General features: G+C 61.5%; 30 protein-coding genes. 14 read left to right on the forward strand and 16 right to left on the reverse strand.

Going from position 1 to position 25,727, the window contains the following annotated elements; genetic code table 11:
* Window positions 1-14: 14 nt before the first annotated feature.
* From AC56DI_RS02415 to AC56DI_RS02435, 5 genes are all read left to right on the forward strand, one after another.
* Entirely contained in the window at window positions 15-1,661 is a 1,647-nt protein-coding gene (locus tag AC56DI_RS02415; protein WP_496344779.1) for a histidine kinase N-terminal 7TM domain-containing diguanylate cyclase, read from the forward strand.
* Window positions 1,662-1,764: 103 nt separating this feature from the next.
* The gene (locus tag AC56DI_RS02420; RefSeq protein WP_496344780.1) at window positions 1,765-3,663 is read left to right on the forward strand and encodes an autotransporter domain-containing protein; all 1,899 of its coding nucleotides are present in this window, start codon (window positions 1,765-1,767) and stop codon (window positions 3,661-3,663) included.
* A gap of 82 nt (window positions 3,664-3,745) precedes the next feature.
* On the forward strand, window positions 3,746-4,753 hold the full coding sequence (locus AC56DI_RS02425; RefSeq protein WP_324521152.1) for a class 1 fructose-bisphosphatase: 1,008 nt from the start codon (window positions 3,746-3,748) through the stop codon (window positions 4,751-4,753).
* A gap of 132 nt (window positions 4,754-4,885) precedes the next feature.
* Window positions 4,886-5,140, forward strand: a complete 255-nt coding sequence (locus AC56DI_RS02430; protein ID WP_496344781.1) for a hypothetical protein — start codon at window positions 4,886-4,888, stop codon at window positions 5,138-5,140.
* 8 nt (window positions 5,141-5,148) lie between these two features.
* A complete protein-coding gene (locus tag AC56DI_RS02435) occupies window positions 5,149-5,709 on the forward strand; it encodes a lipocalin family protein (protein ID WP_496344782.1) in 561 nt (186 codons plus the stop codon).
* Window positions 5,710-5,722: 13 nt separating this feature from the next.
* Here the strand turns inward: AC56DI_RS02435 and AC56DI_RS02440 are convergent, their stop codons facing one another.
* Window positions 5,723-6,154 (reverse strand): hypothetical protein, encoded by a 432-nt coding sequence (locus AC56DI_RS02440; protein WP_496344783.1) that lies wholly within the window; start codon window positions 6,152-6,154, stop codon window positions 5,723-5,725.
* An 89-nt stretch (window positions 6,155-6,243) separates the two neighbouring features.
* On the opposite strand from AC56DI_RS02440, the gene pip reads away from it, so the two are divergent.
* The 5 genes from pip (at window position 6,244) to AC56DI_RS02465 (ending at window position 10,495) form a co-directional block, all read left to right on the forward strand.
* Window positions 6,244-7,215, forward strand: a complete 972-nt coding sequence (pip, locus tag AC56DI_RS02445) for a prolyl aminopeptidase (RefSeq protein WP_324521144.1) — start codon at window positions 6,244-6,246, stop codon at window positions 7,213-7,215.
* Entirely contained in the window at window positions 7,212-7,649 is a 438-nt protein-coding gene (dtd, locus tag AC56DI_RS02450) for a D-aminoacyl-tRNA deacylase (RefSeq protein WP_496344784.1), read from the forward strand. The genes pip and dtd overlap by 4 nt, the downstream gene beginning before the upstream one ends.
* A gap of 145 nt (window positions 7,650-7,794) precedes the next feature.
* On the forward strand, window positions 7,795-8,589 hold the full coding sequence (locus tag AC56DI_RS02455) for a transporter substrate-binding domain-containing protein (RefSeq protein ID WP_496344785.1): 795 nt from the start codon (window positions 7,795-7,797) through the stop codon (window positions 8,587-8,589).
* Window positions 8,590-8,805: 216 nt separating this feature from the next.
* Window positions 8,806-9,768: an amino acid ABC transporter permease gene (locus AC56DI_RS02460; RefSeq protein WP_496344786.1), complete on the forward strand. Its 963-nt coding sequence runs from the start codon at window positions 8,806-8,808 to the stop codon at window positions 9,766-9,768.
* Window positions 9,761-10,495 carry an amino acid ABC transporter ATP-binding protein gene (locus AC56DI_RS02465; protein WP_496344787.1) on the forward strand — a complete coding sequence of 245 codons (735 nt, stop codon included), beginning with the start codon at window positions 9,761-9,763 and terminating at the stop codon, window positions 10,493-10,495. The genes AC56DI_RS02460 and AC56DI_RS02465 overlap by 8 nt, the downstream gene beginning before the upstream one ends.
* 87 nt (window positions 10,496-10,582) lie before the next feature.
* Here AC56DI_RS02465 and AC56DI_RS02470 read toward each other — a convergent pair whose 3' ends face one another.
* Entirely contained in the window at window positions 10,583-11,170 is a 588-nt protein-coding gene (locus tag AC56DI_RS02470) for a 2-hydroxychromene-2-carboxylate isomerase (protein WP_496344788.1), read from the reverse strand.
* Between the two features lie 163 nt (window positions 11,171-11,333).
* Entirely contained in the window at window positions 11,334-12,062 is a 729-nt protein-coding gene (locus AC56DI_RS02475) for an SDR family oxidoreductase (RefSeq protein WP_496344789.1), read from the reverse strand.
* A 101-nt stretch (window positions 12,063-12,163) separates the two neighbouring features.
* Between AC56DI_RS02475 and AC56DI_RS02480 the strand changes: the two genes are divergently transcribed.
* Entirely contained in the window at window positions 12,164-12,664 is a 501-nt protein-coding gene (locus AC56DI_RS02480; protein WP_496344790.1) for a winged helix-turn-helix transcriptional regulator, read from the forward strand.
* A gap of 25 nt (window positions 12,665-12,689) precedes the next feature.
* On the opposite strand, the gene AC56DI_RS02485 is transcribed toward AC56DI_RS02480, so the two are convergent.
* From AC56DI_RS02485 to ubiE, 9 genes are all read right to left on the reverse strand, one after another.
* Window positions 12,690-13,397: a 16S rRNA (uracil(1498)-N(3))-methyltransferase gene (locus tag AC56DI_RS02485; protein ID WP_496344791.1), complete on the reverse strand. Its 708-nt coding sequence runs from the start codon at window positions 13,395-13,397 to the stop codon at window positions 12,690-12,692.
* A complete protein-coding gene (tatC, locus tag AC56DI_RS02490; RefSeq protein ID WP_496344792.1) occupies window positions 13,394-14,185 on the reverse strand; it encodes a twin-arginine translocase subunit TatC in 792 nt (263 codons plus the stop codon). Before tatC ends, AC56DI_RS02485 begins: the two co-directional genes overlap by 4 nt.
* Complete coding sequence (gene tatB, locus AC56DI_RS02495; protein ID WP_496344793.1) at window positions 14,182-14,547, reverse strand: Sec-independent protein translocase protein TatB; 366 nt, start codon at window positions 14,545-14,547, stop codon at window positions 14,182-14,184. The genes tatC and tatB overlap by 4 nt, the downstream gene beginning before the upstream one ends.
* A gap of 6 nt (window positions 14,548-14,553) precedes the next feature.
* Window positions 14,554-14,799 (reverse strand): twin-arginine translocase TatA/TatE family subunit, encoded by a 246-nt coding sequence (locus tag AC56DI_RS02500; protein WP_496344794.1) that lies wholly within the window; start codon window positions 14,797-14,799, stop codon window positions 14,554-14,556.
* Between the two features lie 21 nt (window positions 14,800-14,820).
* Window positions 14,821-15,156 (reverse strand): phosphoribosyl-ATP diphosphatase, encoded by a 336-nt coding sequence (locus AC56DI_RS02505; protein ID WP_422586837.1) that lies wholly within the window; start codon window positions 15,154-15,156, stop codon window positions 14,821-14,823.
* Entirely contained in the window at window positions 15,149-15,550 is a 402-nt protein-coding gene (gene hisI / locus AC56DI_RS02510; protein ID WP_324521915.1) for a phosphoribosyl-AMP cyclohydrolase, read from the reverse strand. Before hisI ends, AC56DI_RS02505 begins: the two co-directional genes overlap by 8 nt.
* A 75-nt stretch (window positions 15,551-15,625) precedes the next feature.
* Entirely contained in the window at window positions 15,626-17,215 is a 1,590-nt protein-coding gene (gene ubiB / locus AC56DI_RS02515; RefSeq protein ID WP_496344795.1) for a ubiquinone biosynthesis regulatory protein kinase UbiB, read from the reverse strand.
* Window positions 17,212-17,829: a ubiquinone biosynthesis accessory factor UbiJ gene (locus tag AC56DI_RS02520; RefSeq protein ID WP_324521912.1), complete on the reverse strand. Its 618-nt coding sequence runs from the start codon at window positions 17,827-17,829 to the stop codon at window positions 17,212-17,214. The genes ubiB and AC56DI_RS02520 overlap by 4 nt, the downstream gene beginning before the upstream one ends.
* A complete protein-coding gene (gene ubiE, locus AC56DI_RS02525) occupies window positions 17,829-18,599 on the reverse strand; it encodes a bifunctional demethylmenaquinone methyltransferase/2-methoxy-6-polyprenyl-1,4-benzoquinol methylase UbiE (RefSeq protein WP_324521911.1) in 771 nt (256 codons plus the stop codon). The genes AC56DI_RS02520 and ubiE overlap by 1 nt, the downstream gene beginning before the upstream one ends.
* A gap of 142 nt (window positions 18,600-18,741) precedes the next feature.
* Between ubiE and AC56DI_RS02530 the strand changes: the two genes are divergently transcribed.
* The 3 genes from AC56DI_RS02530 to AC56DI_RS02540 all read left to right on the forward strand — a co-directional run bounded on the left by AC56DI_RS02530 (window position 18,742) and on the right by AC56DI_RS02540 (window position 20,333).
* Entirely contained in the window at window positions 18,742-19,020 is a 279-nt protein-coding gene (locus tag AC56DI_RS02530) for a polyhydroxyalkanoic acid system family protein (protein ID WP_324521910.1), read from the forward strand.
* Window positions 19,021-19,184: 164 nt separating this feature from the next.
* On the forward strand, window positions 19,185-19,622 hold the full coding sequence (locus AC56DI_RS02535; protein ID WP_324521909.1) for a phasin family protein: 438 nt from the start codon (window positions 19,185-19,187) through the stop codon (window positions 19,620-19,622).
* A 12-nt stretch (window positions 19,623-19,634) separates the two neighbouring features.
* The gene (locus tag AC56DI_RS02540) at window positions 19,635-20,333 is read left to right on the forward strand and encodes a phasin family protein (RefSeq protein WP_324521907.1); all 699 of its coding nucleotides are present in this window, start codon (window positions 19,635-19,637) and stop codon (window positions 20,331-20,333) included.
* 46 nt (window positions 20,334-20,379) lie between these two features.
* On the opposite strand, the gene AC56DI_RS02545 is transcribed toward AC56DI_RS02540, so the two are convergent.
* The 4 genes from AC56DI_RS02545 to phaC (AC56DI_RS02560) form a co-directional block, all read right to left on the reverse strand.
* Entirely contained in the window at window positions 20,380-20,994 is a 615-nt protein-coding gene (locus AC56DI_RS02545; protein ID WP_496344796.1) for a TetR/AcrR family transcriptional regulator, read from the reverse strand.
* 37 nt (window positions 20,995-21,031) lie between these two features.
* Window positions 21,032-22,714: a class II poly(R)-hydroxyalkanoic acid synthase gene (gene phaC / locus AC56DI_RS02550; protein ID WP_496344797.1), complete on the reverse strand. Its 1,683-nt coding sequence runs from the start codon at window positions 22,712-22,714 to the stop codon at window positions 21,032-21,034.
* 156 nt (window positions 22,715-22,870) lie between these two features.
* Window positions 22,871-23,728 carry a poly(3-hydroxyalkanoate) depolymerase gene (phaZ, locus tag AC56DI_RS02555; protein ID WP_496344798.1) on the reverse strand — a complete coding sequence of 286 codons (858 nt, stop codon included), beginning with the start codon at window positions 23,726-23,728 and terminating at the stop codon, window positions 22,871-22,873.
* Window positions 23,729-23,893: 165 nt separating this feature from the next.
* On the reverse strand, window positions 23,894-25,573 hold the full coding sequence (phaC, locus tag AC56DI_RS02560) for a class II poly(R)-hydroxyalkanoic acid synthase (RefSeq protein ID WP_496344799.1): 1,680 nt from the start codon (window positions 25,571-25,573) through the stop codon (window positions 23,894-23,896).
* Window positions 25,574-25,727: the final 154 nt, after the last annotated feature.

Below are 25,727 nucleotides of genomic sequence, written 5' to 3' on the forward strand. Positions count from 1 at the left end.
GTGGGGTGGTGTGAATGACTAGCTGCAGTGCGGGTTGGGCGCTGTCAGCCCCGGTGCTGTTGACCCTGGCCGTCTGTGTGGGGGTGGCCTTCCTGTCGGCCTGGGTCAGTCGCCAGTCGCATTTTCCCGGTCAGCGCAGTTTTTTCATGCTGCATGTAGGCACGCTCTGGTGGCTGCTGGCCGCTGCATTGGAAATGGCCTCGCAAGGGCCGCATTGCAAAATGTTATGGGCCTCCATGGCTTGGCCGGGAATTCTTGCCGTGCCGACCTTCTGGGCGGTGTTCCTCTGGCAATACGTAAACACTGAGCGGCTGCCGATTTCCCTGCGCCGGGTGTGTGTGCTGACCCTGGTGCCCGTGCTGGTCTGGCTATTGGCGTTGAGCAATCCGTGGCACGGGCTGTTTTACGGCCCTGGCAGTGGGCCGATTTCAGCTGAGGTGGGGGCGCCGATTCGCTATGAGCACGGCCCATTGTTCTTTGCCACAGCCGTTTACGTTTACCTGTTTATGTCCTTCTGTTTGCTGATCGTGCTGCGCGCGGCCTTTGCCAGTCAGGGCTTGTATCGTCGGCATTACCTGGCATTCGTTGCGCTGACCGCCGTGCCTTGGGCTGGGAACATCGGTTATGTGGTGTTTGGCTGGACGGTTTTCGGCTTTGACCCGACGCCCTTCAGCTTTGCTTTCACCTTGCTGGCCCTGACCTGGTTGATCATCGGCGTACGTCTGTTTGATGTGTTGCCCGTGGCCCGCGATCTACTGCTGAAGGCGCTGGTCGATCCGGTCCTGGTCATTGATCCGCGCCAGCGAGTAATCGAGGCCAATCCGGCCGCCCTGCAATTGGCCGGCGTGCACGATGGCTGGCAGGGGCGTCTGCTGGTTGAATGGCCGATCATTGGGCGTGACTTGCACGCCTTGCTGCAGCCGCAGGTGGCGAGCGCCGAGGCGCCGCTCTTGGCGCTCACTGAGCCTTCCCGCTATTTCGAAGTGCGCCAGCGTGCCATCGAGCGCAGCGTGCGCGCCGAGCGAATTGTGCTGGGGGAAATGCTTTATCTACGCGACGTGACCCAGCGCTACCTCAGCGAGCGGCAACTGGCCGAGGCGCTGAGCCTCAGTGAAGAGCGTCTGCACACCATCTCGGCCCTGCACGCGCAACTGAGTGAGCAGGCGTTGCACGATCCATTAACCGGGCTGTTCAACCGCCGCTATCTCGTTGAGTTCTTCCAGCGCGAGCAGGCGCGAGCACTGCGTGAGCGCAGTAGTTTGGCGTTGGCGATGATCGATCTCGATCATTTCAAGCGGCTCAATGACAGCCATGGCCATCTGGTCGGCGATGAAGTGCTGCAAGCGGTGGCCCAGCACCTGCAAGGTAACCTGCGCAGCACTGACGCGGTGTTTCGCATCGGTGGTGAAGAGTTTTTGTTGATCCTGCCGGATGTCGAGTTGGCCGAGGCGGTAAGCCGTGTCGACTGTCTGCGCGAGCAACTGGCTGCTTGCGACTTGCCGACCCGCGCCGGTGCTCTGCGCGTTACCCTTTCGGCCGGTGTAGCGCTGTGGCCCAGCCACGGGCATACGCTGGAAGAGCTGATGCAGGCGGCCGACCGCGCGCTGTACCAGGCCAAGCGTGATGGCCGTGATCGGGTGCTTGTGAGTCAGGGCAGCTAGCGCAGGCTAGTTACAATCTTGTTCATCGAAGATGGCTGCTTTGTTGTTTGAAAATGGCTAAAGTCCAAGGCGCAAGTCACGCCAATAACAATAAGGACTGCCCATGAAACGCCTTCTTTCTCCGTTGGCGGTAGCCTGCTGCATGGCTACCGTAGCTCCCTCCCTGTCAGCGGCGCCCTATAGCGGGCTGTACGTGTTCGGCGATAGTTTGAGCGACGCCGGACAATTCCCTGACTCGGTCAACTCCACGACCCAAACCCGCCGTTTCACCAACCGTGTCGGCCCGCTGTTTACCGATGCCAGTGGTGAGGTGTATGGCAAGACTTCGCCGATGCTGATCGGTGAATTGCTGGGGCTTGGAGCTCAGTCACCCTCGACGTCATCCGTGTTTGAGGACAATGGCTGGGAGGACGGCAACAACTGGGCGGTGGGCGGTTATCGAACCGATCAGGTTCTTGACTCGATCACTCAGGCAGGCGGTTCGGTAGCGGGCACTCGCACCCGTGATGGTTTCCTGGTCGATCTGGCCAATCGCGGCCTGAGCCTCGACGCCAATGCCTTGTATTACGTCAATGGCGGCGGTAATGACTTCCTCCAGGGTCAGGTGCTGAGTACAGCGCAGGCCCAGGCTGCCGCGGGTCGACTGGTCGACAGTGTCGAGGCCCTGCAAACTGCGGGCGCACGCTACATCATGGTTTCGTTGTTGCCCAATGTCGGCAATACCCCGGCCCTGGGGGGCGGTAATAGTTTTATTGGTGGTCTGGCCGGCGACTTGAATACCGAGCTGGTCAGCCAGTTGCGCGGCATTGACGCCAATATCATCCCGCTGAACCTGCCGCTGCTGGTGACTGAAGTGCTCGCCACCCCAGGCGCGTATGGCTTTGATGCCACGCAGGACCTGACCGGTACCTGTTTCAACGGTTGCGCTAACGTCAACACCACCTGGGGCATCAATAGCGCGACGCCGGATCCGAGCAAGTTGATGTTCAACGACAGCGTGCACCCGACCACAGCGGTGCAGCAGATTGCTGCCGATTACGCGTATTCGCTGCTCAGTGCTTCACAAGAGCTAAGCCTGCTGCCGGAAATGGCCTTGGGTAATCTGCGAGCGCATCAGGGTCAATTGCGTAGCCAGTGGCAGGCCGATTGGAACGCCTGGCAGGCGGTCGACCAGTGGCGTGGTTTCGTTGCGGCCGGTGGGCAGCAGCAGGATTTTGACAGCCAGGATAACGCCAGCAGTGCCGACGGCGACGGCTACAGCCTCAATCTGGGTGGTAGCTATCGTCTTGATGACGCCTGGCGAGTTGGCGTGGCGCTGGGGCTTTATGGTCAGGACCTGGAGGCGGGCGCCGCCAACTCTGACTACAACCTCAACAGTTATCTGGCCACGGCATTTGCCCAGTATCAGGACAATCGCTGGTGGGCGGATCTGGCCCTGAGTGCCGGCAGCCTGGATTACGACAATCTTGAGCGCTCCATCCAGCTGGGCCAGGTTACGCGCACTGAGCAAGGCGATACTGATGGCAATCTCTGGGGCGCCAGTGGCCGTGTGGGGTATGACATCGCTCAGCCAGGTAGCGAGTGGCACCTGAGCCCGTTCCTGAGCGCCGACTATGTCGAAGTCGATGTCGATGGCTACGCCGAGGACGGCAGCCGCTCCACCGCCTTGACCTTCGATGACCAGCAGCGTGACTCTCGTCGTCTCGGTGCCGGCATTCAAGGGCGTTACCAGCTAAGCCCGGCCACGGCGCTGTTTGCCGAGTACAGTCACGAACGTGAGTACGAAGATGACACCAGCGAGGTGCGTTCCGAGCTGAACAGCCTGCCGGGGATCGGCTTCGAGCTGCGCGGCTATACCCCTGGCGACAGCCTCGACAGTGCCAGCGTTGGCGTTAGCCACCAGTTGACTCGGGACCTGTCTCTGCGCGGTGGCTACAGCTACAGCCAGTCTGATGATCAAAGCCAGCAAGGGGTGAGTGTTTCCCTGGCGCTGGACTGGTAAGTCAGTTGGGTCGGTAGTGTGAGGCGCTACCGGCCCATTAAGGGTAAACTGCGCGCAATTTATTCCTCTCCGGAGCCTCGTCATGTCTCGCGTTACCCTCAGCCGCTACCTGATTGAACAAACCCGCAGCAACAATACCCCGGCGGATTTGCGGTTTCTTATCGAAGTAGTGGCCCGTGCCTGCAAGGAAATCAGCCACGCTGTTTCCAAAGGTGCACTGGGCGGCGTGCTCGGCAGCATGGGGACCGAGAACATCCAGGGCGAAGTGCAGAAGAAGCTCGACGTGCTGTCCAACGAAATTTTGCTGGAGGCCAACGAGTGGGGCGGTCACCTGGCCGGCATGGCGTCGGAAGAGATGGACAATGCCTATCAGATTCCTGGTCAATACCCGAAAGGCGCCTACCTGCTGGTATTCGACCCGCTGGACGGCTCCTCCAATATCGACGTCAACGTTTCGGTCGGCACCATCTTTTCGGTGCTGCGTTGCCCGGATCGTAATGGCGATGAGGGTGATCTGGGTGAGGATGCATTCCTCCAGCCGGGCACCGAGCAGGTCGCTGCGGGCTACGCCATCTACGGCCCACAGACCATGCTGATGCTAACCCTCGGCGACGGTGTCAAAGGTTTCACCCTGGACAGCGAGCTGGGCAGCTTCGAGCTGACCCACGACAATATTCGTGTGCCGGAAAGCACCGCAGAATTCGCCATCAACATGTCCAACCAGCGTCACTGGGAAGCGCCCGTTACCCGTTACGTCGACGAGTTGCTGGCCGGCAAAACCGGGCCTCTGGGCAAGGATTACAACATGCGCTGGGTCGCGGCCATGGTGGCTGACGTGCACCGTATCCTCACCCGTGGCGGCCTGTTTATGTACCCGCGCGATTCCCGCGAGCCAGAGAAGCCGGGCAAGCTGCGCCTGATGTACGAAGCCAACCCGATGTCGTTCATCATCGAGCAGGCAGGTGGCATGGCCACCAACGGTCACGAGCGCATTCTCGACATTCAGCCGACCTCGTTGCACCAGCGTGTGGCGGTGTTCCTCGGCTCGAAAGAAGAAGTCGAGCGCGTCACGGCCTATCACTCGGCCTGAGTACGGTTACAGACGAGCGGCTGCGATGGCCGCTCGCATGCCCCGGCGCAAGGTCGGGGCACTGCTGATTTAGGCAGATGACGCACAGTGTGCGATGCTCAAGCGCTCAAACGAATCCCCAAGGAGTCTGACATGTCCCTGCGTACGCTAATGCTGCTGGGTGCGGTGCTGTGCCTGAGCGCCTGCAGCAAGATCAATCAGGAAAACTACGCCAAGTTGCAGGCCGGTATGGCCAAAGCTGAGGTGGAAGCCTTGCTCGGCGCGCCCACTGAGTGCTCCGGTGCCGTCGGCATCAGCAGCTGCAATTGGGGCGACGAGAAGACCTTTATCAGCGTGCAGTACGCGGGCGACAAAGTGCTGCTGTTCTCCGGCCAGGGGCTGAAGTAGGAGCCGTTATGCGTACGCTTACCGGTTTGTGCGCGGCCCTGTTGTTGAGCGCCTGTGTCGCCTCGGGTGGGACATTGGCTCCGCCGCAGACGGTCGATCAGGTGGACCTGTCCCGCTACCAGGGCACCTGGTACGAGCTGGCGCGTCTGCCGATGTTCTTCCAGCGCAACTGCGCCCAGTCCGAGGCTCATTACGCGTTGCAGGGCGATGGCACGGTGGCGGTGCGCAATCGCTGCCGGACCCTACAGGGCGAGTGGCAGGAGGCCAGCGGCCAGGCCTTTGCTCAGCAGGCGGGGCAGACCGATAAACTGTGGGTGCGCTTCGATAACTGGTTCAGTCGCCTGTTCCCCGACCTGACCCGTGGCGATTACTGGGTGCTGTACCTGGATGACGATTACCATGTGGCCCTGGTGGGTAATCCGGATCGTCAGTACCTGTGGCTGCTGTCGCGCACGCCGCAGGTGTCGGCCAAGACCCGTGAGCAGTTGCTGAGCATCGCCCGCGAGCGCGGTTATGCCACTGAAGGGCTGATCTGGCGAGTCGCTGATCAGTCTATCGGCCAGCCCTGAGTGAGTTCGTGGCTCACTCCCAGTTAAGACGCGCCAGCTGCCACTGGCCGTCTTCCAGCCACCAGTCCAGTTTGACCTTGTAATGACTGGCGCTGTCCGGGAGCAAACCCTCGGCGCCGGTCAGCGCCACCTGCAGGTCGCTGTGGCCACGCTCGCGGTAGGTGGGGTCGAGATAACTGTTCTGGCTTAGCGCTAGCACGCGCACATTCTGATGGCGCATAAACAGCATCAGCATGGTGCGCTTGGCCCAGTCGCGGTCGTATTGCTGCTGGGCACTGAACTGCCCGTGCAGTTGTTCCAGCACGGCGCTGCTGCGTTTGTGTTCGAGGTTGTCTTGCAACTGCTGTACGGCTTTTTCCAGCGCGGCTTGCGGGTCATCGCCACGACAGCCGCCAAGCAGGAGACAAAACATTACCAAGGGTAGGGTAAATAGTCGCAGCGGCATGTCGAAGCACCGTTTCATGGTTATGATGGCCGCAACAGTATCAGAGCGGCGTCCAACAGGGCCCGCAGCCGCCGATTCGGGAGTGCAGCATGCAGACGCTATATCCGGAGATTAAACCTTACGCCCGTCACGAGTTAGCCGTGACGGAACCGCACGTGCTGTATGTCGACGAAAGCGGTTATGCGGATGGTTTGCCGGTGGTGTTTATCCATGGTGGCCCGGGGGCGGGTTGTGATGCCCTGAGTCGGCGCTTCTTCGACCCTAACCTGTACCGCATCGTCACCTTCGACCAGCGTGGTTGCGGGCGCTCGACGCCCCACGCTAGCCTGGACAACAACACCACCTGGGACTTGGTTGCCGACCTTGAGCGCATTCGTGAGCACCTAGGCATCGACAAGTGGGTGCTGTTCGGCGGCTCCTGGGGTTCGACCCTGGCCTTGGCCTATGCCCAGACCCATCCGGAACGTGTGCATGCTCTGCTGCTGCGGGGGATCTTTCTCTGCCGCCCGCAAGACTTCCAGTGGTTCTACCAGGAAGGTGCCAGCCGCCTGTTCCCTGACTACTGGGAAGATTACCTGGCGCCGATCCCGGCGGACGAGCGCGGCGATCTGATGCAGGCGTTCTACAAGCGCCTCACCGGTCAGGACCAGATTGCTCAGATGCATGCGGCCAAGGCCTGGTCGACCTGGGAGGGCCGTACCGCCACGCTGCGTCCCAATCCCCAGGTGGTCGACCGTTTCAGTGACAGCCATCGGGCCCTGTCGATTGCCCGGATCGAGTGTCACTACTTCGTCAACAACGCCTTTCTCGACGCCGACCAGTTGCTTCGCGACATGCCCAAGATTGCCCATCTGCCGGGCCTGATCGTGCACGGTCGCTATGACGTGATCTGCCCGCTAGACAATGCCTATGCGCTGCACCAGGCCTGGCCCAACAGCGAGTTGCAGATCATCCGCGATGCCGGCCACGCCGCCTCGGAAGTGGGCATCACCGATGCCTTGGTGCGCGGTGCCGATGACATGGCTCGACGCCTGCTCGACCTGGCGCCCGACGAGGCATGAAGGCTCTGCTGCAACGCGTCAGCCAGGCGCGGGTCGACGTAGCCGGTGAGTGTGTCGGCGCCATTGCTGGCGGTTTGCTGGTGCTGGTCGGTGTCGAACCCCAAGACACCCCGGCCAGCGCCGACAAGCTGCTGCACAAACTGCTCAATTACCGGGTGTTCAACGATGCGGCGGGCAAGATGAACCTGTCGCTCAAGGATGTGGCGGGCGGCTTGCTGCTGGTGTCCCAGTTCACCCTGGCGGCCGACACCAAAAGTGGCCTGCGTCCGGGGTTCTCCACTGCTGCAACGCCGGCACTGGGTGCCGAGCTGTTCGATTATCTGCTCGCCCAGGCCCGCCAGCAGCATGCCACGGTGGCCTGCGGGCAGTTTGGTGCGGACATGCAGGTGCACCTGATCAACGATGGTCCGGTGACCTTTTTGCTGCAAACCTGAACCGGCAAGTCGTCGCTTAGCTCACGCGGCGGCAGTTGACCGACTGGCCAGCACTGCCCTCAGCGGTTAGCATGCGCGCCCATGGATTGCCGGTGTTTACGCGCCGGCAAGCAAACCTATTCCCTCCACTTTGTCAGGAACGCCGATGAAAAAGTTTCTTGCGACAGTTTTGTTTGCCGCCGCCACGCTGACCGGTTTTTCCGCCCAGGCCGGTGCCATCGATGATGCGGTGAAAGCCGGTGCCCTGCGCGTCGGCATGGACCCGACCTATATGCCGTTCGAAATGACCAACAAGCGCGGTGAAATCATCGGCTTCGAAGTCGACCTGCTGAAAGCCATGGCCAAGGCCATGGGCGTCAAGCTGGAGCTGGTGTCCACCGGTTATGACGGCATCATCCCGGCCCTGCTGACCAACAAGTTCGACATGATCGGTTCCGGCATGACCCTGACCCAGGAACGCAACCTGCGCCTGAACTTCTCCGAGCCCTTTATCGTCGTCGGCCAGACCCTGCTGATTCGCAAGGACCTGGAAGGCAAGATCAAGACCTACAAAGACCTCAACGATCCGCAGTACCGCATCACCTCGAAGATTGGCACTACCGGTGAAATGGTCGCCAAGAAGCTGATCAGCAAAGCCAAGTACAACGGTTTTGATAATGAGCAAGAAGCAGTACTCGATGTGGTCAACGGCAAAGCCGATGCCTTTATCTACGACGCTCCGTACAACGTAGTGGCGGTGAACAAGGCCGGCGCCGGCAAGCTGGTGTACCTGGACGAACCCTTCACCTACGAGCCGCTGGCGTTTGGCCTGAAGAAGGGCGACTACGACAGCATCAACTGGATCAACAACTGGCTGCAGCAGATCCGTCACGACGGTACCTATGATCGCCTGCACGCCAAGTGGTTTAAGAGCACTGCCTGGCTAAAAGACATGGAATAAGCTTTAGAACCTGTTCAACGTCTGCTGCGCGTCGGCCATGCGGCGTTAAAAATGACCTCGGGATGCTCATTTACAACCCGTAAACTCCGCTCCCTCGGTCATTTTTGCCTTGTCTGGCTCTAGCTCGCGAGACCTTGAACAAGGTTCTCTGACTTACTCCGCTGGTGATACCCAACGCGCAGCCCGGCTGCGCGTTCGCATTTATGGAATTGCTTCGTGGCTAAATTGAAACAAGCCCAATGGCCCTGGCATCTGCTGACCGGGCTGATTCTCATCGTGTTGGCTGGCAGCCTGTGGTTCGCTACCTCGATGATTGCCTATGAGTGGCGCTGGAACCGCGTGCCGCAGTACTTCGTCTATCAGGCCGAGGAGTCGCAGCGCGCGGCCGAGTTGGCCGAGGTGGCAACCCTAACGGTGCAGGGCACGCAAACCGAGGTGACCCTGCGCAGCAGCGAGGGCGCCGAACAGGTACTGAGCGTGGACAGCGACAGCCTGCAGTTGTCGCTGGGTGACGAGGTCGAGGAAGGTGATCAGGTCGGCGTGACTCGTCACTGGGCCGCTGGCCCGCTGGCCTGGGGCCTACTGACCACTTTGTGGATTTCCCTGGCCGCCGGTGCCATGGGGCTGCTGATTGGCGTGGTGACCGGCCTGTGCCGGCTGTCGAGCAACCCGACCCTGCGCGACTTGTCGACGGTGTATGTCGAGTTGGTGCGTGGCACGCCGCTGCTGGTGCAGATTTTTATCTTCTACTTCTTTATCGGCACGGTGCTCAACCTGTCCCGCGAGTTCGCCGGGGTGGCGGCGTTGGCGCTGTTTACCGGCGCCTACGTGGCCGAGATCGTCCGCGGCGGCGTGCAGTCGATCGTCAAGGGCCAGGCCGAAGCGGCCCGCTCCCTGGGCCTGACGGCTGGGCAGGCAATGCGCTACGTGGTATTGCCGCAGGCGTTCAAACGGGCGCTGCCGGCGCTGGCCGGGCAGTTCATCAGTTTGGTCAAGGACACCTCGCTGGTCTCGGTGATCGCTATCACCGAACTGACCAAAAGCGGTCGCGAAGCCATCACCACCTCGTTCTCGACGTTCGAGATCTGGTTCTGTGTGGCGGCCCTGTACCTGGTAATCAACTTGCCGCTGTCGCAGATCGCCAGCCGGCTGGAGCGGAGGTTGGCGCAAAGTGATTGAAGTTCGTGAGCTGATCAAAGTATTCGACGCCCGCGGCCAGCAGGTACGCGCGGTCGACAATGTCACCACCCAGGTGGGCAAGGGCGAAGTGCTGGTGGTGATCGGCCCGTCCGGTTCCGGCAAGTCGACCTTTTTGCGCTGCCTGAATGGCCTGGAGCAACTGGACTCCGGCTCGGTGAGCATCGATGGCCTGGACCTGGCCAATCCGAAAACCGACGTCAACGCCTACCGCCGCGAAGTCGGTATGGTGTTCCAGCACTTCAACCTGTTCCCGCACATGACTGTGCTGGAAAACCTCTGCCTGGCGCAGAAAGTAGTGCGCAAGCGCGGCAAGGCCGAGCGTGAAGCCAAGGCCCTGGCCCTGCTGGAAAAGGTCGGTATCGCGCAGAAGGCCAACGAGTTCCCCGCGCGCTTGTCTGGTGGTCAGCAGCAACGGGTGGCGATCGCCCGCGCATTGGCCATGGAGCCCAAGGTCATGCTGTTCGACGAGCCGACCTCGGCGCTTGACCCGGAAATGGTCGGCGAGGTGCTGGACGTGATGAAGACCCTGGCCCTGGAAGGCATGACCATGGTCTGCGTTACCCACGAAATGGGCTTCGCCCGCGAAGTGGCTGACCGCGTGCTGTTCTTCGACCACGGCAAACTGCTGGAAGACGCGCCGCCGGCGCAGTTCTTCACCCGGCCGCAAGACCCGCGGGCCCAGGCGTTCCTCAAGCAGGTGTTGTAGGTCGAGTTCGGCCCCGTAGCCCGGATGCAATCCGGGGCTATGGGTCCGGATTGCCGCCTCTCCCGGATTGCATCCGGGCTACCTGCATCAGTTACGCAACGCCTCGGCGACAAAGTCGAGGCGGTCCTGGCCGAAGTGCATTTCCTCTCCGATAAAAAACGTCGGCGCACCAAAGGTGCCGCGGCGTATCGCCTCCTCGGTGCTGCTCTTCAGGCGTTCTTTAACGCCATCATCATTTACCAGTCGCTCGAATTCGGCGGGGTCGAGACCTGCGGCGCGTAATACGTCGGCCACCACTTCGGGCTTGCCGAGGTTCTTCTGCTCGACCCACAGGGCGTTGAATATCGCCGTCACATAGGTCGCAAATTGCGGTGTATCCAGATAGCCCGCCGCGCCGCGCATCAGGGTCAGGGTATTGATTGGGAAGTGCGGGTTGAAGGTCATCGGCACACCGTAACGGCGTGCATAGCGGGCCAGGTCCTGGAGCATGTAGCGCGCCTTGGCCGGGATGTTGACTGGCGATTGGTTGCCGGTGGCCTTGAATACGCCGCCCAGCAGCATGGGCCGCCAGATGATGGTGGCGCCCGCCTCGGCGGCGATCTTCGGCAGTTGGGTCCAGGCCAAGTATGTGGTTGGGCTGCCAAAGTCGAAAAAGAATTCCAGGGATTTGCTCATGGCATGGTTCTCGGTTGGGGCTGGGCTTGTGTGAGGTCGTATGGCGCTTTTGTAGGATGGGTTGAGCCTGCGATACCCATCGGTATCTGTTCGTAAGCAAGCTCGTGATGGGTATCGCTGTGCTCAACCCATCCTACGGCTACGGCCGATACTTGATCGTCAATTAGAAGGTTTCTAGCCAAGGCCGCAGATCCATCTCATGCACCCAGCAGTCCCGTGGCTGGCAGTGGATCTGCCAGTAGCTGTCGGCGATATGGTCGGGATTGAGGATGCCGTCGCGTTCCTTGAGCTGGTACATCTCGGGGAAGGTGTCGCGGATAAACGCGGTGTCGATGGCGCCGTCGATGATCGGGTGGGCGACGTGGATGCCCTGGGGGCCGAGTTCGCGCGCCATGCTCTGAGCGGTGGCGCGCAGGGCGAACTTGGCGCTGGCAAAGGCTGCGAAGTGCTTGCTGCCACGCAAGGACGCCGTGGCGCCGGTGAAAATGATTGTGCCGCGTTGGCGTGGCAGCATCACCCGCGCGGCTTCGCGGCCGGTGAGGAAGCCCGCCAGGGCGGCCATTTCCCAGACCTTGCGGTACACCCGTTCGGTGGTCTCGGTAATCGAAAAGCGTACGTTGGCGCCGATATTGAACACCACCACTTCCAGTGGCCCGACCTCCCGCTCGATGGTGGCGAACAGCTCCAGCACTTGCTCTTCTACCCGTGCATCGCAGCCGAAGGCACGTGCCGTGCCGCCAGCGGCGGTGATGTCATCCACCAGGCTGGTCAGCTTGTCGGCATTACGCCGTGCCACGCAGGCCACGTAGCCCTCACGGGCGAAGCGTTTGGCGATTGCTCCACCGGTGGCATCGCCAGCGCCCATGACCAGTATCGCTTTACGTTCAGTCATCACTTTCTCCTTGGTTCCTTTTTGGAACTTAGCTAAATACTCGGTTCCTTTTTGGAACCTGTCAAGCTATCGTAGGCCCATGGCTTTGCAGAGGATTGCTGATGCGGTGGGAAGAACTTGAGCAACAACCCTGCTCACTGGCGCGCACGCTGTCGGTGGTTGGCGACCGCTGGACCTTGCTGGTGCTGCGCGAGTGTTTTCTTGGGGTGCGGCGTTTCGATGAGTTCGAAAAACGCCTGGGCATTACCCGCCATGTGCTGGCAGAGCGCCTGAAAAAGCTCGTCGAGGCCGGCGTGTTGAGCAAGCAGGCCTATCAGCAGCGGCCACTGCGCGAGGAATACCGGCTGACCGAGAAAGGTCATGACTTGTATCCGGCGGTGCTGGCGCTGGTGAACTGGGGCGATCGGCATATGAGCGGTGCCGAGGGCGCGCCGGTGCGCCATGTACACAAAAGCTGCGGCCATGAAGTGCACGGGGTGTTGGTGTGTTCCGACTGTGGCGAGCCGCTGTTGGCGCGCGACATGACGCTGCGCGAGGCGCCAGCGTTGCAAGGGCAGTTATTGCCGGCGCACTGGCATGCGCAGAAGACGGCGGACAGCTAGCCCGGATTGCATTCGGGCTACAGGCTCAGAACAGGCGGGCGAGTAGGGCAGTAACGGCAGTTTCTACCCGCAGAATGCGTTCGCCCAGTTGCACCGGTTGCAGGCCGGCGGCGGCGAGTTTTTCCACTTCATAAGGAATCCAGCCGCCTTCCGGGCCGATGGCCAGGGTCACCGGCTGGGTGACGGCGCGCGGACAGGCGGGATAGTCACCGGGATGGCCGACCAGGCCGAGGCTGCCGGCGGCCAGTTGTGGCAGCTGGTCTTCGACAAAGGGCTTGAAGCGCTTCTCGATGATGACCTCTGGCAAGACCGTATCACGGGCCTGTTCCAGGCCGAGAATCAGCTGCTCGCGGATCGCCTCGGGTTGCAGAAACGGCGTCTGCCAGAAGCTCTTCTCCACCCGATAGCTGTTGAGCAGAATCAGCCTGGGCACGCCCATGCTGGCCACGGTCTGCAGCACACGTTTGAGCATTTTTGGCCGTGGCAGGGCCAGCAGCAGGGTCAGCGGTAGTTTGGCTGGAGCGGTTTGTTCGAGGCTGATCTGCAGTTCGGCGGCGTCGCTGTCCAGGCGCAGCAACTGGCCCTGGCCCATCAGGCCGCCGAGGCGCCCGACCCGCAGGCTGTCGCCCACTTCGGCGCGGTGCACCTCCTGCAAGTGCTTGAGGCGTCGGCCTTGCAGCAATACGCGATCGGCAGCAATAAAGTCGCCGTCTTCTAGCAGAAGCAGGTTCATGGCTGGACGGCAGGCGGCTGATCGTTGTCCGCGTCGTCCGCAGCCTCATCGGCCGGACGCTTGCGGATCAGCCGGCCGAAGAATAAGCCGACCTCAAACAGCAGCCACATAGGCACCGCCAGTAGGGTCTGCGACAACGGATCGGGCGGCGTCAGGACCATGCCGACCACGAAGCAGCCGATGATCACGTAGGGGCGAATCTTCTGTAGATAGGCGACGTCGACGATGCCGATCCAGATCAACAGCACCACCGCCACCGGGATCTCGAAGGCCACGCCAAAGGCGAAGAATAGGGTCAGCACCGAGTCCAGGTAGCTGTTGATGTCGGTCATCGGCGTGACGCCTTCCGGCGCCGCGCCAATCAGGAAGTGGTACATCAGCGGCAGTACGAGGAAGTAGGCGAAGGCCATACCGGCATAGAACAGCAGCACGCTGGAAGTCAGCAGCGGCACGGCGATGCGTTTTTCGTGCTTGTACAGGCCGGGCGCGATAAATCCCCAGACCTGATGCAGGATCACCGGCATGCTGACGAACAGGGCGATGACCATGGTCAGCTTGAGCGGGGCGAGAAACGCCGAGGCCGGGTCGATGGCGATCATCGTGGCGCCTTCCGGCAGGAAGCGGCGCAGCGGCTCGGACACCAGGGTGTAGATCTCGCGGGCAAAGTAGAACAGCGTGGCGAAGATCAGAAACACCGCGCCGACGCAGCGCAGCAGGCGCGTGCGCAGTTCGGTGAGGTGGGCTACCAGGGGCATTTCCTGGTCGTTGTGCGGAGTCTGGCTGCTCATGGGGCTCGCGGCGGCGGTGGCGAATCGTGGCTGATAGGCGCGCTGGCGACCGGGCTACCGACGGCCATTGGTGTGCCGGTCGGGACTGGATTCGGCAGGCTGTCGCTGGCGGGTGCGGCGTTCGGCAGCAGGCTTTTGTTCTGCTGTTCCAGGGCCATGATTTCTTCGTTGTGCAGCTGCCGGCGAATGTCGTCGGCGCCGATTTCGCGCTCGACCTCCTGCTTGATCGCATTGAAGCTGCGCTTCAGGCGCCCGACCCACAGGCCGGCGGTGCGCGCCGCGCCAGGCAGGCGCTCGGGGCCGAGCACCAGCAGGGCGATCAGGGCGACCAGGAGCAATTCACCAAAGCTGATACCGAACATGGCGCGTTAGTCCTTGCGAGCCGGCTCTTCGACTTTCTGCGCCTGGGCGTCGATGGTGGTCGGCTGATTGAGGGGGGCAGCGGCGGGCGGGGTGGTGGCCTCGGCCGGCTTTTCTTCATCGTTCATGGCTTTGCGAAAGCCCTTGATCGATTCGCCGATGTCGCTGCCCAAACCCTTGAGCTTTTTGGTGCCGAATACCAGCACCACGACGATCAGAATGACTACCCAGTGTTTCCAGTCGAAAATACCCATGACAGCAATACCTCGTAGTTGTTAGTTGGCGTCGGAGCGCGCGGCTTTTTCGTCGTGTCCGGACAGGCCGAAGCGGCGGTCCAGTTCGTCCAGTACGGCCTGCGGGTGCTGGCCGAGGGCGGCGAGCATGACCAGGCTGTGAAACCACAGATCGGCCGTTTCGTAGATCAGGTCACTGCAGTCACCGCTGCTGGCGGCGTCTTTGGCGGCGAGGATGGTTTCCACCGACTCTTCGCCGACCTTTTCCAGAATCTTGTTCAGGCCCTTGTGGTATAGGCTGGCCACGTAGGAGCTGTCGGGCGCGGCGCCTTTGCGCGCTTCCAGTACAGCGGCGAGGCGGGTGAGGGTGTCACTCATGGCTGTGTCCTGTGGCGTAGATGGCGGCCGGGTCTTTGAGCACCGGCTCGACGATTTTCCAGCTGGCATTGTCGTAGACGCGATAAAAGCAGCTCTGCCGGCCCGTGTGGCAGGCGATGCCGCCGAGTTGCTCGACCATCAGGATGATCACGTCAGCATCGCAGTCCAGGCGCAGTTCATGCAGCTTTTGCACGTGGCCGGACTCTTCGCCCTTGCGCCACAGTTTGCCGCGCGAGCGTGACCAATAGATGGCACGGCCTTCATTGACGGTGAGCTGTAATGACTCGCGGTTCATCCACGCCATCATCAGCACACGCTGGGTTTTATGGTCCTGGGCGATGGCCGGTATCAGGCCGTCGGCGTCCCATTTGATTGCATCCAGCCAGTCGCTCATATCAGATCCATAACGGGCCGCGTCGGCGGCCAGGAATAAAAGAGGGTCAAGTCTGCCAGTCCGCTGGCGGGCTGGCTATCGGCGCAGCACCAGGTAAAGACCACCGGCCAGCATCAGCCAGCTCGGCCAGGCCAGCAGGCTGAGCAGCAAACCCTGGCTGACGGCGCCGCCGATCAGGGCTGCGCCCAGCAGCTGTGCCGGCCAATGGCGCTGCACCACCGGCGTCACGACGGGCTGTTGACCTTGTTGGTTGAGGCGCTCCAGGGTGTCGCGGGCCATCTGCGACAGGTGCGGCACTTGCTCGGCTTGTTGCTGCAGGTTGCGCAGCAAGCTGCGTGGGCTGATGCGCTCGCGCATCCAGCGTTCGAGGAACGGCTGGGCGGTGTTCCACAGGTCGAGGTCGGGGTACAACTGACGGCCCAGGCCTTCAATGTTGAGCAGGGTTTTCTGCAGCAGAACAAGCTGTGGCTGGATTTCCATGTTAAACCGCCGCGCGGTCTGGAACAGGCGCAGCAGCAGTTGGCCGAAGGAGATGTCCTTCAGCGGCTTCTCGAAGATTGGCTCGCAAACGGTACGGATCGCCGCCTCGAAATCATTAACCTTGGTGTCGGCCGGCACCCAGCCGGAGTCGATGTGCAGCTGGGCTACGCGGCGATAATCGCGCTTGAAGAAGGCGATCAAGTTGCGCGCCAGGTAGTCCTGGTCCTCGGGGGTGAGGCTGCCGACGATGCCGCAGTCAATGGCGATGTACTGCGGACTCCACGGCGTGCGGGTGCTGACGAAGATGTTGCCGGGGTGCATGTCGGCATGGAAGAAACTGTCGCGGAACACCTGGGTGAAGAAGATTTCCACACCGCGTTCGGCCAGCAGTTTCATGTCTGTGCGCTGGTCGGCGAGGGTCGCGAGGTCGGTCACGGCAACGCCGTAAATGCGCTCCATGACCAGCACCTTGGGGCGGCACAGGTCCCAGTACACCTGCGGCACATACAGCTGCTCGGAGCCGGCAAAGTTACGCCGCAGCTGGCTGGCGTTGGCGGCTTCGCGCAGCAGATCGAGTTCGTCGTAGATGGTTTTTTCGTAGTCGCTGACCACTTCCATCGGTCGCAGGCGACGGGCTTCGGCGGACAGTTTCTCGGCCAGGCGGGCGAGCAGAAACAGCCACGCTAGGTCTTGGCGGATGATTGGCTTCAGGCCTGGGCGTATGACCTTTACCACCACTTCTTCGCCGCTTTTCAGCTGCGCCGCATGCACCTGGGCGATCGACGCCGAGGCCATGGGTTGCTTGTCGAAGCGGGCGAACACTTCGGCCACCGGAGCCCCGAGCTGTTCTTCGATGCGCGCCACCGAGAGCTTGGCGTCGAACGGTGGCACCTGATCCTGCAGCTTGGCCAGTTCGTCGGCGATGTCCATTGGCAGCAGGTCGCGGCGGGTGGAGAGCAGCTGGCCAAACTTGATAAAGATCGGTCCGAGGTCTTCCAGGGCCAGGCGCAGGCAGGCGCCGCGCGACTCATTCAGCGCCGGGCGTGGCAACCAGCGCCACGGCAGGACCGTGCCGAGGGCGCGCAGCCAGAACGGCAGCGGCAGGGCGAACAAGAGGTCGTCGAGGCGGTAGCGGATCACCACGCGCAGGATGCGAAACAGACGGCGGACAGCGAGCAGCTTCATGCGGGATCGTCGGATTTGAGGTGGAGGCGGGCGACGCGGGCGTCGAGGCGCTCAAGGGCGAGTTTCAGCTGGTCCAGTTCGGCAAAGCGCGCATCGGCTTCACGCTGGCCCACCAGGCTGCGGGATTCTTCGCTGAGGTAATCGGCCAGGTTCAGGCGCAGGCTGTCGAGGCTGGTGCTGGTCCAGCGTGCGCGGCTGCGCAAGTGACCGGCCAGCATCGGGCTGGCGACTGGGCCGAGCCAGCGTGACAGCTCATATTCCCAGTCCAGTTCCAGGTCCTGGAGGATTGCTGCCAGCTCCATCAACACAGCGCTGTCGCCGCTGAGGCTGACTTCGGGGCGATGCAGGATGGCGGTTTTGTCCTTGGCCACGGCCAGTTGCAGCAAGCTGCTGGCGCTGGCGCGCAGCTGGCAATCAGCCGGCGCTTGCCAGTTGGCCGCCAGTTGCAGGCCACTGCCGCTGGGCAGGATGAACAGCTGCAGCAGCGGGCTCTGGCCGTCGACGGCAATCACCTTGCCGCTCAGCCGCGCCAGGCGCGGCAGCGCGGTGCTGTCCATTTGCAGGACGCGATTGAGGCCCAGCTCGACGCCTGCCAGCAGCCCGGTCAGTAGCATCAGGGCTTGATGCCGCGGTGCAGGGCGACGATGCCGCCGGTCATGTTGTGGTAGCTGGTGCGCTCGAAGCCGGCCTCGCTCATCATCGCTTTGAGGGTTTCCTGATCCGGGTGCATGCGGATCGACTCGGCCAGGTAGCGGTAGCTTTCGGCGTCGTTGGTGATCAGCTTGCCCATCAGCGGCATGAAGTTGAACGAGTAAGTGTCGTAAAACTTGGACAGCATCTGGCTGGATGGCTTGGAGAACTCCAGCACCAGCAGGCGGCCACCGGGCTTGAGCACCCGCAGCATGGAGCGCAGGGCGTCTTCTTTATGGGTGACGTTGCGCAAACCGAAGGCGATGGTGACCACGTCGAAGTGGTTGTCCGGGAACGGCAGCTTCTCGGCGTCGGCCTGAACGAAGACCACGTTGCCGGCCACGCCCTTGTCGAGCAGGCGGTCGCGGCCGACCTTGAGCATCGAGTCGTTGATGTCGGCCAGAACCACTTCGCCGGTGGGGCCCACCAGGCTGGAGAACTTGCGCGTCAGGTCGCCGGTGCCGCCAGCGATGTCGAGCACGCGGTTGCCGCTGCGCACGCCAGACAATTCGATGGTGAAGCGCTTCCACAGGCGGTGCATGCCGCCGGAAAGCAGGTCGTTCATCAGGTCGTATTTGGCGGCTACCGAATGGAACACCTCGGCGACCTTATCGGCCTTCTGGCTTTCTGGTACGTTCTGAAAGCCGAAGTGGGTGGTCGGTTCCGCGTCGTTGGCGTTGCGTGGGTCGTTCATTTCACTGTCACCACAAGAAAGTGCCGGCCATTCTAATCCCGGCGGCGGCCTTTGTCGCGGCGCCACGGCGGCGCATTTGCCCGATGGCTGGCTACGGCCTGTTATAGTCGCGCGACCTAAGGTCGCAGTCAGGAGTTAGCCGATGGCCCGGATCAAAGTCGAACGCCCCCATTCCCTTGGCCTGCCGGCCGCGCGGGCGAAAGCCGAATTGCTGGCCGAGCGCCTGGCCCGTGAATACGAGGTGCGTTATCGCTGGGTGGGTGACAGCCTGGAATTCAAGCGCAGTGGCGCCGATGGGCGGATTGCCGTAACAGAAGACCGGGTGCAGGTTGAACTGAACCTGGGCCTGTTGTTGTCGGCATTGGGCGGCAGCATCAAGCGCGAAATCGAGAAGACCCTCGATGAGTCGCTGCAGGCCTGAGTGCATGCCGGACCTTGGCCCGCTTTCGCGCCCTTGGCCATGTGCGGCTAACGGCGCGGTGCAATCAAATGGCTTCTTAGTATGTGGTTTCTAATTTTCCTCGATACCTTGCACACAAGCCCTGAGAAAGGGCGACCCATTTATCACTCTGTGTGAGGTGTATCGTGGCTAAAGTCGCAGTCAAGAAAGCCGTAAGCAAAAACGAAACTACCGTGCTTGCCGATGTTAAAGGCTATGCGCGCAAGATCTACCTGGCTGGCCTGGGCGCATACGCCAAAGCTGGCAAGGAAGGCGCGGGTTACCTGAAGGACCTGGTCAAGGCTGGCGAGAGCGTCGAGAAGCAAGGCAAGCAACTGGTTGATGAGCAGGTTGAAGCTGCGAACAGCCAGATCGACAGCGTTAAAGACAACGTGAAAGATCGCGTTGCCGAAGTGAAGGGCAAAGTTGAAGGCCAGTTCGAAAAAGTCGAAAAAGCCTTTGATCGTCGCGTTGCCAGCGGTCTCAATCGTCTGGGCATTCCTTCCAAGCAAGACGTTGATGCACTCTCTGCTAAGCTCGATGTGCTCAATGCAATGCTTGAACGCGCAGCCAAAGCTCAATAAGGAGAACAGATCATGGCAGGCAAGAAAAAAGTCGAAAAAGAAACCAGCACCTGGATTAGCGAAGTAGAGAAGTACTCGCGTCAAATCTGGTTGGCCGGTCTAGGTGCATACTCCAAGGTCAGCAAAGACGGCGAAAAGCTGTTTGATGGCCTGGTCAAGGACGGCGAAAAAGCCGAGAAGCAAGCCAAGGCTGAAGTGGACAAGCAAGTCGGCGTGGTCAAGCACACCGTTGACTCGGCCAAGTCCCGCGTTGAAGAAGTCAAAGACAAGGCCATGGGCAAGTGGAGCGAGTTGGAAGACGCGTTCGACAAGCGCCTGAACAGCGCCATCTCGCGCCTTGGTGTACCGAGCCGCAATGAAGTTAAAGACCTGCACAGCAAGGTTGAAAGCCTGACCAAGCAGATCGAGAAACTCACCGGTATTTCTGCTTCGTCGGTTAAGCCAGCGCTGAAAGCTGCCGCCAAACCAGCAGTGAAAAAGCCAGCGGCTAAACCTGCGGTCAAAGCTGCAGCCAAGCCGGTTGCTGCTAAGCCTGCAGCCAAACCTGCAGCGGCTAAACCGGCAGCAGCTAAACCCGCTGCGGCCAAGCCGGCTGCGGTGAAAAAGCCTGCGGTGAAAAAGGCGCCAGTCGCCAAGCCGGCAGCTCCGGTTGCAGCCGCAGCTCCGGTCGCAGCGCCTGCTGCCCCGGCGAGTCCTGTTACACCGTCCTGAGTTCTTCAGGAATAGAAAAGCCCGGCCTAGTGCCGGGCTTTTTCGTTTAGGCCTGCAGGTAACGCTGGGCCAGTTGTTCGGCGGTGTGCCGTGGAACGGGCGTTAGGTGCGGGGCCACCAGCATCATGACCTGATAGACCACCAGGCGGATCTCGCCGCTGTTGCCGATGATGCGTTGATAGTCGAGGGAAAACAGTAGGGTCAGAGTGATCTGCTCAACCAACTGACCAAGGGCCTGGGTGTCGCTGATCAGCAGGCCTTGCGCCTTGAGGCTGGCCAGCAGGGAGGCGAGGGTGCGCTTCAGGGTGTTGAGCCAGGCGCGGATGCCACGGGCCAGTTTCGGCAGGCGCCCGGCCAGGTTGGACAGGTCCTGAAACAGGAAGCGGAACAGCGCCAGGCGTTCGACGATCAGGTGCAGGAACAGCCAGTAATCTTCCGCCTCCAGTTGCGCCTCGGCGGGCGGGTTCAGCAGTGGTGCCATTTCAGCCTGGAAGCGTTCGAACAGCTCCAGCACCAGCGGCTCCTTGCCGTGGAAGTGGTAGTACAGGTTGCCTGGGCTGATGCCCAGTTCATTGGCGATCTCCAGGGTGGAGACATTGGGTTCGCCCTCCTGGTTGAACAGCGCCAGGGCACACTCAAGGATACGGTCGCGGGTTTTCATCCAGTCTTCTTATTTAGGTCTGCGAGTAAGGTTGCGCTCAGCGCATGTGCACGTAGGTGCCGGGCGCTTTCTCCTGTGGCGGATAGTGCTGATTGCCCAGGGTGCTGAGGGTTGGGCGTTGTTCACCGGAGCGCTTCTGCACCCATTCCAGCCAGGTCGGCCACCAGCTTCCGTGCAGATTATTGGCCTCTGAGTGCCATTCATTGGCGTTGCCATTCAGGTGACTGCCTTCGTAATAGTTGGCCTTGGGGTTGCTGGGCGGGTTGAGAATGCTCTGGATATGCCCGCTGTTGGACAGCAGGAAGCGCTTGTGACCGCCGAGCAGTTGGGTCGAGCGATACACCGCAGCCCAGGGCGTGATGTGGTCGTTGACGCCGGCCACATTGAAACTGTCGACCGTGACCTTCTGCAGGTTTACCGGTGTGCCGCAAATCTCCAGGCCGCCGGCATGTTTGAGCGGGTTAAGTTTGAAGAAGTCGAGGATGTCGCCGTGCAACGCTGCCGGCAGGCGGGTGTTGTCGTTGTTCCAGTAGAGAATGTCGAACGCCGGCGGCTGTTTGCCGAGCAGGTAATTGTTGATCCAGTAGTTCCACACCAGATCGTTGGGGCGCATCCAGGCGAACACCTTGGCCATGTCGCGGCCGTCGAGCACGCCCTGCTGGTAAGAGCGGCGCTTGGCGGCCTCCAGGGTTTTTTCGTCGGCAAACAGCATCGGTGTACTGTCGATCTGGCTGTCCAACAGGCTGACCAGGTAGGTGGCGCTGCTGACTTTGCGCAATTGCCGCTTGGCTTGCAGGTGGCCTTGCAGGGCGGCGTTGGTGAGGCCGCCGGCGCAGGCGCCGAGGAGGTTCACCGAGCGACTGCCGGTGATTTCCCGGCACACATCCATGGCCTGTTCCAGGGCCTCGACATAGGTCGACAAGCCCCACTCGCGGTGGCGTGCATCAGGGTTGCGCCAACTGATGACAAACACTTGCAGGTCATTTTTCAGGGCGTACTGAACGAAACTTTTGTCCGCGCTGAGATCGAAGATGTAGTACTTGTTGATCTGTGGCGGCACGATCAGCAGCGGTCGCTCGTACTGCTTTTCGCTCATCGACTTGTACTGGATCAGCTCCAGCAGCTCGTTGCGATAAACCACGGCGCCGGCGGTCGTGGCCAGGTTGCGGCCCACTTCGAAGGCCAGCTTGTTGACCTGACGGGGCATGCCGCCGTTGTTGACGACATCGTCGAGCAACTGGCGCAGTCCTTTAACCAGGCTGTTGCCGCCGGTATTGAACAGCTCCTTGAGCGCCAGCGGATTAAGCGGGCTGTTGGAGGGCGCGATGGCGTCGGTGAGCATGGCCAGAATAAAGCGTGCCCGCGCGCGGTCATCTTCCGGCAGATTGCTCTGTTCGACCCACTGCTGCAGCTGGTGTTGCCAGGCCAGGTAGGCCTGCAGGCTGCGGCGGTAAAACGGGTTCAGGCGCCAGGTCGGATCGCTGAAACGCACGTCGTTAGGGTCGAGTCGATAGAGGGTGTCGCCCAGCAGTACGCGACTCAGTTGACCACCCAGTGCCAGGGCGTGGCGAGCACTGTGTAGGGGCTGGCGCAGGCCCTGGAAGGCGAGGGTGCGCAGGGTCGAATAAAGGTCTTTGCCGTGCAGGCCAAGCATGGCGTTGTGCACGTTGAGGTAGGTCTGCGGGGCAGGTGGGGAATCTGTTGCTGCTTTTTCTTGCATGGGGGCAACACTCCGTCGTCAAACCGTCCCAAGCCAAACAGCAAGGCTTGTACCAACGTGCGTGCCCACTGATCCCGAGGCGCACACAGGACTGCCTGTGTTACACCTCGCCCCTGAATGGGTCAAGTGTTTCTCGGCTGCGCTTTGATCGGGCGCTCAATGACTGCGTACGGTTGTTGGCTGCGGGTGCATCACGGCGCGCTGACGCTCTTCCTGGAGGAACTTCATGATGATCGGCGCCACGGTTTCCGCGCGGGTAATCAGGAACAGGTGGCCGTCATCGAGAACATGCAGTTGCGAGTTGGGAATTCGCCAGGCCAGCATGCGCATGTTCACCAGCGGGATCAGTGGGTCGTCGTCGCCCGCCAGCACCAGGGTCGGCTGCTTGATCTTGTGCAGCCAGTGAATGCTGGTCCAGCCGAGGCCGGCGAACAGTTGCCAGTAGTACCCCAGCTTGCCCGAGGAACGCACCTTGCTGGCGAACGACAGGGCCAGGTTCTTGTCGCGGCGAAAGGCGCCGCCATAGATGTCTGGGGCGATATGGGCGCCATAGGAGGGCTGGATATAGCGGCGTGGACTGGCCATGCGCCAGAGCACTTTGGGTTTGCCAGGGACCATGACCGCGCCGGCCGCGGTGGCGGCGAGAATCAGCTTTTTGCAGCGCTCGGGGTAGTCATGGGCGAACTGTTGCGCCAGTGCGCCGCCCCAGGACACGCCAATCACGCTGACCTGGCCGTAGTCGAGGTAGTCGAGCATGCGCGCGGCCAGCTTGGCCAGGCCCGGGAAGCGGTAGGGCGAGCTGGGCGTGGATGAGCCACCCACACCGGGGACGTCGAAGGCGATGACTTCCAGGTCCGGGTCCAGGGCGTTAACGAACGGGAACACCAGCTCCAGGTTGGCGCCAATGCCGTTGAACACCAGCAGTGGGGTCAGGTGCGGTTTGCCTGGGCGTACGGCAGTACGGATGGTGTTGCCGTCCAGGTCGATGGTGCGAAAAATAAATGGTAACGGCATATGCGCAGCCCTATGAAGTGTACTGCTGGGAGTAACCATCCCGAGTCCTCCCAGCGTGACGCGAGGCAGCGGGGCTGCGGTTCGCGTTACTGCTGCATCCCTGGCGCTCACTGCCAGGGCTGTTGACGCCCGTCGTGGCGGGCGTCGGTTGTTGCAGGTGTGCGATTAACGCTCGTGCACGTAGGTGCCGGGCGCAGCTTCGCGGGCCGGGAACGCCTTGTTGCCCAATGCGCTGGGGGTTTTCTTCAATTTGCCGGCGCGCTCGGTTTGCCACAGTTGCCAATGCAGCCACCAGGAGTCGGCATGCTTGGTGCAGCTGGCCAACCAGGCTTTCGGGTCTACCGGCAGGTCGCTGTTGGTCATGTAGCGGCCTTTGGGGTTGCCCGGCGGGTTGAGAATGCTCTGGATGTGGCCGCTGTTGGACAGCACGAACTCGCACTTGCCACCAAACAGGTGGGCCGACTTGTAGCAGGCTTCCCACGGCGTGATGTGGTCAGTGGTGCCCGCCACGCAGAACAGGTCGCAGGTGACTTGCTTGAGGTCCACCGGCGTGCCGCAGACCTCCAGGGCGCCAGCGCGGGTCAGCGGGTTGTTCTTGAACATGTCGATAAACTCGCCATGCAAGGCCGCCGGCAGACGCGTGGTGTCGTTGTTCCAGTGCAGGATGTCGAACACCGGCGGCTCGTTGCCGAGCAGGTAGTTGTTCACCCAGTAGTTCCAGATCAGGTCGTTGGGGCGCATCCAGGCGAACACCTTGGCCAGGTCGGCACCTTCCAGCACGCCAGCCTGATAGGAGCGGCGCTTGGCGGCCTCCAGGCTCTTCTCGTCGGCAAACAGCGCGACTTCGGTTTCCAGGCGGTTGTCCAGCACGCTGACCAGCAGGGTCAGGGCATGCACCTTGGTCTCACCCAGGGCGGCATAGTGGCCCAGCAGCGACGCGGTGGTCATGCCGCCGGAGCAGGCGCCGAGCATGTTGATGTCACTGCTGCCGGTGATGGCGCAGACCACGTCGATGGCTTCTTTGAGTGCCTCGATGTAGGTCGATAGGCCCCACTCGCGTTGGGCCTTGGTCGGGTTGCGCCAGCTGATCACGAAGGTCTGCAGGTTATTGCGCACGCAGAACTTGGCGACGCTCTTTTCCGGCGACAGATCGAATACGTAGAACTTGTTGATTTGCGGCGGCACCACCAGCAGCGGGCGCTCGTGCACTTGCTCGGTCACCGGCTTGTACTGGATCAGTTCCAGCACGTCGTTGCGAAACACCACGGCGCCTTCGGTGGTGGCCAGGCTCTTGCCGACCTCGAACACCGACATGTTGACCTGGCTCGGCATGCCGCCGTTGTTGACCATGTCTTTGGCCAGGTGCGAGAGGCCGTCCAGCAGGCTTTTGCCGCCGGTTTCGAAGAAGCGTTTGACGGCTGCCGGGTTGGCCATGGTGTTGGTCGGCGCCATGGCGTCGGTCACCAGCTTGATGACGAAGTGACCGCGGCTGATGTCTTCGGCCGACAGCTTGCTGTCGTCGATCCACTCATGCAGCTCCTTGCTCCAGGCCAGGTAGGTCTGCATGTAGCGTTTGTACAACGGGTTCTGGCTCCAGGTCGGGTCGGCAAAGCGTCGATCGCCGGCATCTGGCTCCATGGGCGACTGGCCGAGTACTACGTTCTTCAGCTCCAGGCTGAAGTGGGCGACGTGCTTGGCGCTGAGGAAGGGTTGTTTGATGGCCTGAATCATTACCGTGCGCGCTGCCGACAGAATGTCTTTGCCGCGAATGCCGATCACCGGGTTGAGGCCCAGCGTGTTGTCCATCGCTTGGCGCTTCAGGTCTTCATTATCTTTATTAGTCATCTACAACACTCCATTGTCCTTTGCAGTATTCATCGAGCGACGGTGATTTGCGCTCGCCCCAGTGGGCAGAAACGAATACTGATCGGGTTACCGTAGGCGGAGCGAACTCCGTGCATCTTCTGGCATTCAGTCGGCCTGAATGCAGGAAATCTGC

It is taken from the genome of Pseudomonas sp. BGA-UO-ETr-WB11, assembly GCF_059567785.1.

Bases quoted from the DNA above. Each gene is read 5' to 3' on its own strand.
- AC56DI_RS02415 (WP_496344779.1), top strand. From the start codon at position 15: ATGACTAGCTGCAGTGCGGGTTGGGCGCTGTCAGCCCCGGTGCTGTTG.
- AC56DI_RS02420 (WP_496344780.1), top strand. From the start codon at position 1,765: ATGAAACGCCTTCTTTCTCCGTTGGCGGTAGCCTGCTGCATGGCTACC.
- AC56DI_RS02425 (WP_324521152.1), top strand. From the start codon at position 3,746: ATGTCTCGCGTTACCCTCAGCCGCTACCTGATTGAACAAACCCGCAGC.
- AC56DI_RS02430 (WP_496344781.1), top strand. From the start codon at position 4,886: ATGTCCCTGCGTACGCTAATGCTGCTGGGTGCGGTGCTGTGCCTGAGC.
- AC56DI_RS02435 (WP_496344782.1), top strand. From the start codon at position 5,149: ATGCGTACGCTTACCGGTTTGTGCGCGGCCCTGTTGTTGAGCGCCTGT.
- AC56DI_RS02440 (WP_496344783.1), bottom strand. From the start codon at position 6,154: ATGCCGCTGCGACTATTTACCCTACCCTTGGTAATGTTTTGTCTCCTG.
- pip (WP_324521144.1), top strand. From the start codon at position 6,244: ATGCAGACGCTATATCCGGAGATTAAACCTTACGCCCGTCACGAGTTA.
- dtd (WP_496344784.1), top strand. From the start codon at position 7,212: ATGAAGGCTCTGCTGCAACGCGTCAGCCAGGCGCGGGTCGACGTAGCC.
- AC56DI_RS02455 (WP_496344785.1), top strand. From the start codon at position 7,795: ATGAAAAAGTTTCTTGCGACAGTTTTGTTTGCCGCCGCCACGCTGACC.
- AC56DI_RS02470 (WP_496344788.1), bottom strand. From the start codon at position 11,170: ATGAGCAAATCCCTGGAATTCTTTTTCGACTTTGGCAGCCCAACCACA.
- AC56DI_RS02475 (WP_496344789.1), bottom strand. From the start codon at position 12,062: ATGACTGAACGTAAAGCGATACTGGTCATGGGCGCTGGCGATGCCACC.
- AC56DI_RS02480 (WP_496344790.1), top strand. From the start codon at position 12,164: ATGCGGTGGGAAGAACTTGAGCAACAACCCTGCTCACTGGCGCGCACG.
- AC56DI_RS02485 (WP_496344791.1), bottom strand. From the start codon at position 13,397: ATGAACCTGCTTCTGCTAGAAGACGGCGACTTTATTGCTGCCGATCGC.
- tatC (WP_496344792.1), bottom strand. From the start codon at position 14,185: ATGAGCAGCCAGACTCCGCACAACGACCAGGAAATGCCCCTGGTAGCC.
- tatB (WP_496344793.1), bottom strand. From the start codon at position 14,547: ATGTTCGGTATCAGCTTTGGTGAATTGCTCCTGGTCGCCCTGATCGCC.
- AC56DI_RS02500 (WP_496344794.1), bottom strand. From the start codon at position 14,799: ATGGGTATTTTCGACTGGAAACACTGGGTAGTCATTCTGATCGTCGTG.
- AC56DI_RS02505 (WP_422586837.1), bottom strand. From the start codon at position 15,156: ATGAGTGACACCCTCACCCGCCTCGCCGCTGTACTGGAAGCGCGCAAA.
- hisI (WP_324521915.1), bottom strand. From the start codon at position 15,550: ATGAGCGACTGGCTGGATGCAATCAAATGGGACGCCGACGGCCTGATA.
- ubiB (WP_496344795.1), bottom strand. From the start codon at position 17,215: ATGAAGCTGCTCGCTGTCCGCCGTCTGTTTCGCATCCTGCGCGTGGTG.
- AC56DI_RS02520 (WP_324521912.1), bottom strand. From the start codon at position 17,829: ATGCTACTGACCGGGCTGCTGGCAGGCGTCGAGCTGGGCCTCAATCGC.
- ubiE (WP_324521911.1), bottom strand. From the start codon at position 18,599: ATGAACGACCCACGCAACGCCAACGACGCGGAACCGACCACCCACTTC.
- AC56DI_RS02530 (WP_324521910.1), top strand. From the start codon at position 18,742: ATGGCCCGGATCAAAGTCGAACGCCCCCATTCCCTTGGCCTGCCGGCC.
- AC56DI_RS02540 (WP_324521907.1), top strand. From the start codon at position 19,635: ATGGCAGGCAAGAAAAAAGTCGAAAAAGAAACCAGCACCTGGATTAGC.
- AC56DI_RS02545 (WP_496344796.1), bottom strand. From the start codon at position 20,994: ATGAAAACCCGCGACCGTATCCTTGAGTGTGCCCTGGCGCTGTTCAAC.
- phaC (WP_496344797.1), bottom strand. From the start codon at position 22,714: ATGCAAGAAAAAGCAGCAACAGATTCCCCACCTGCCCCGCAGACCTAC.
- phaZ (WP_496344798.1), bottom strand. From the start codon at position 23,728: ATGCCGTTACCATTTATTTTTCGCACCATCGACCTGGACGGCAACACC.
- phaC (WP_496344799.1), bottom strand. From the start codon at position 25,573: ATGACTAATAAAGATAATGAAGACCTGAAGCGCCAAGCGATGGACAAC.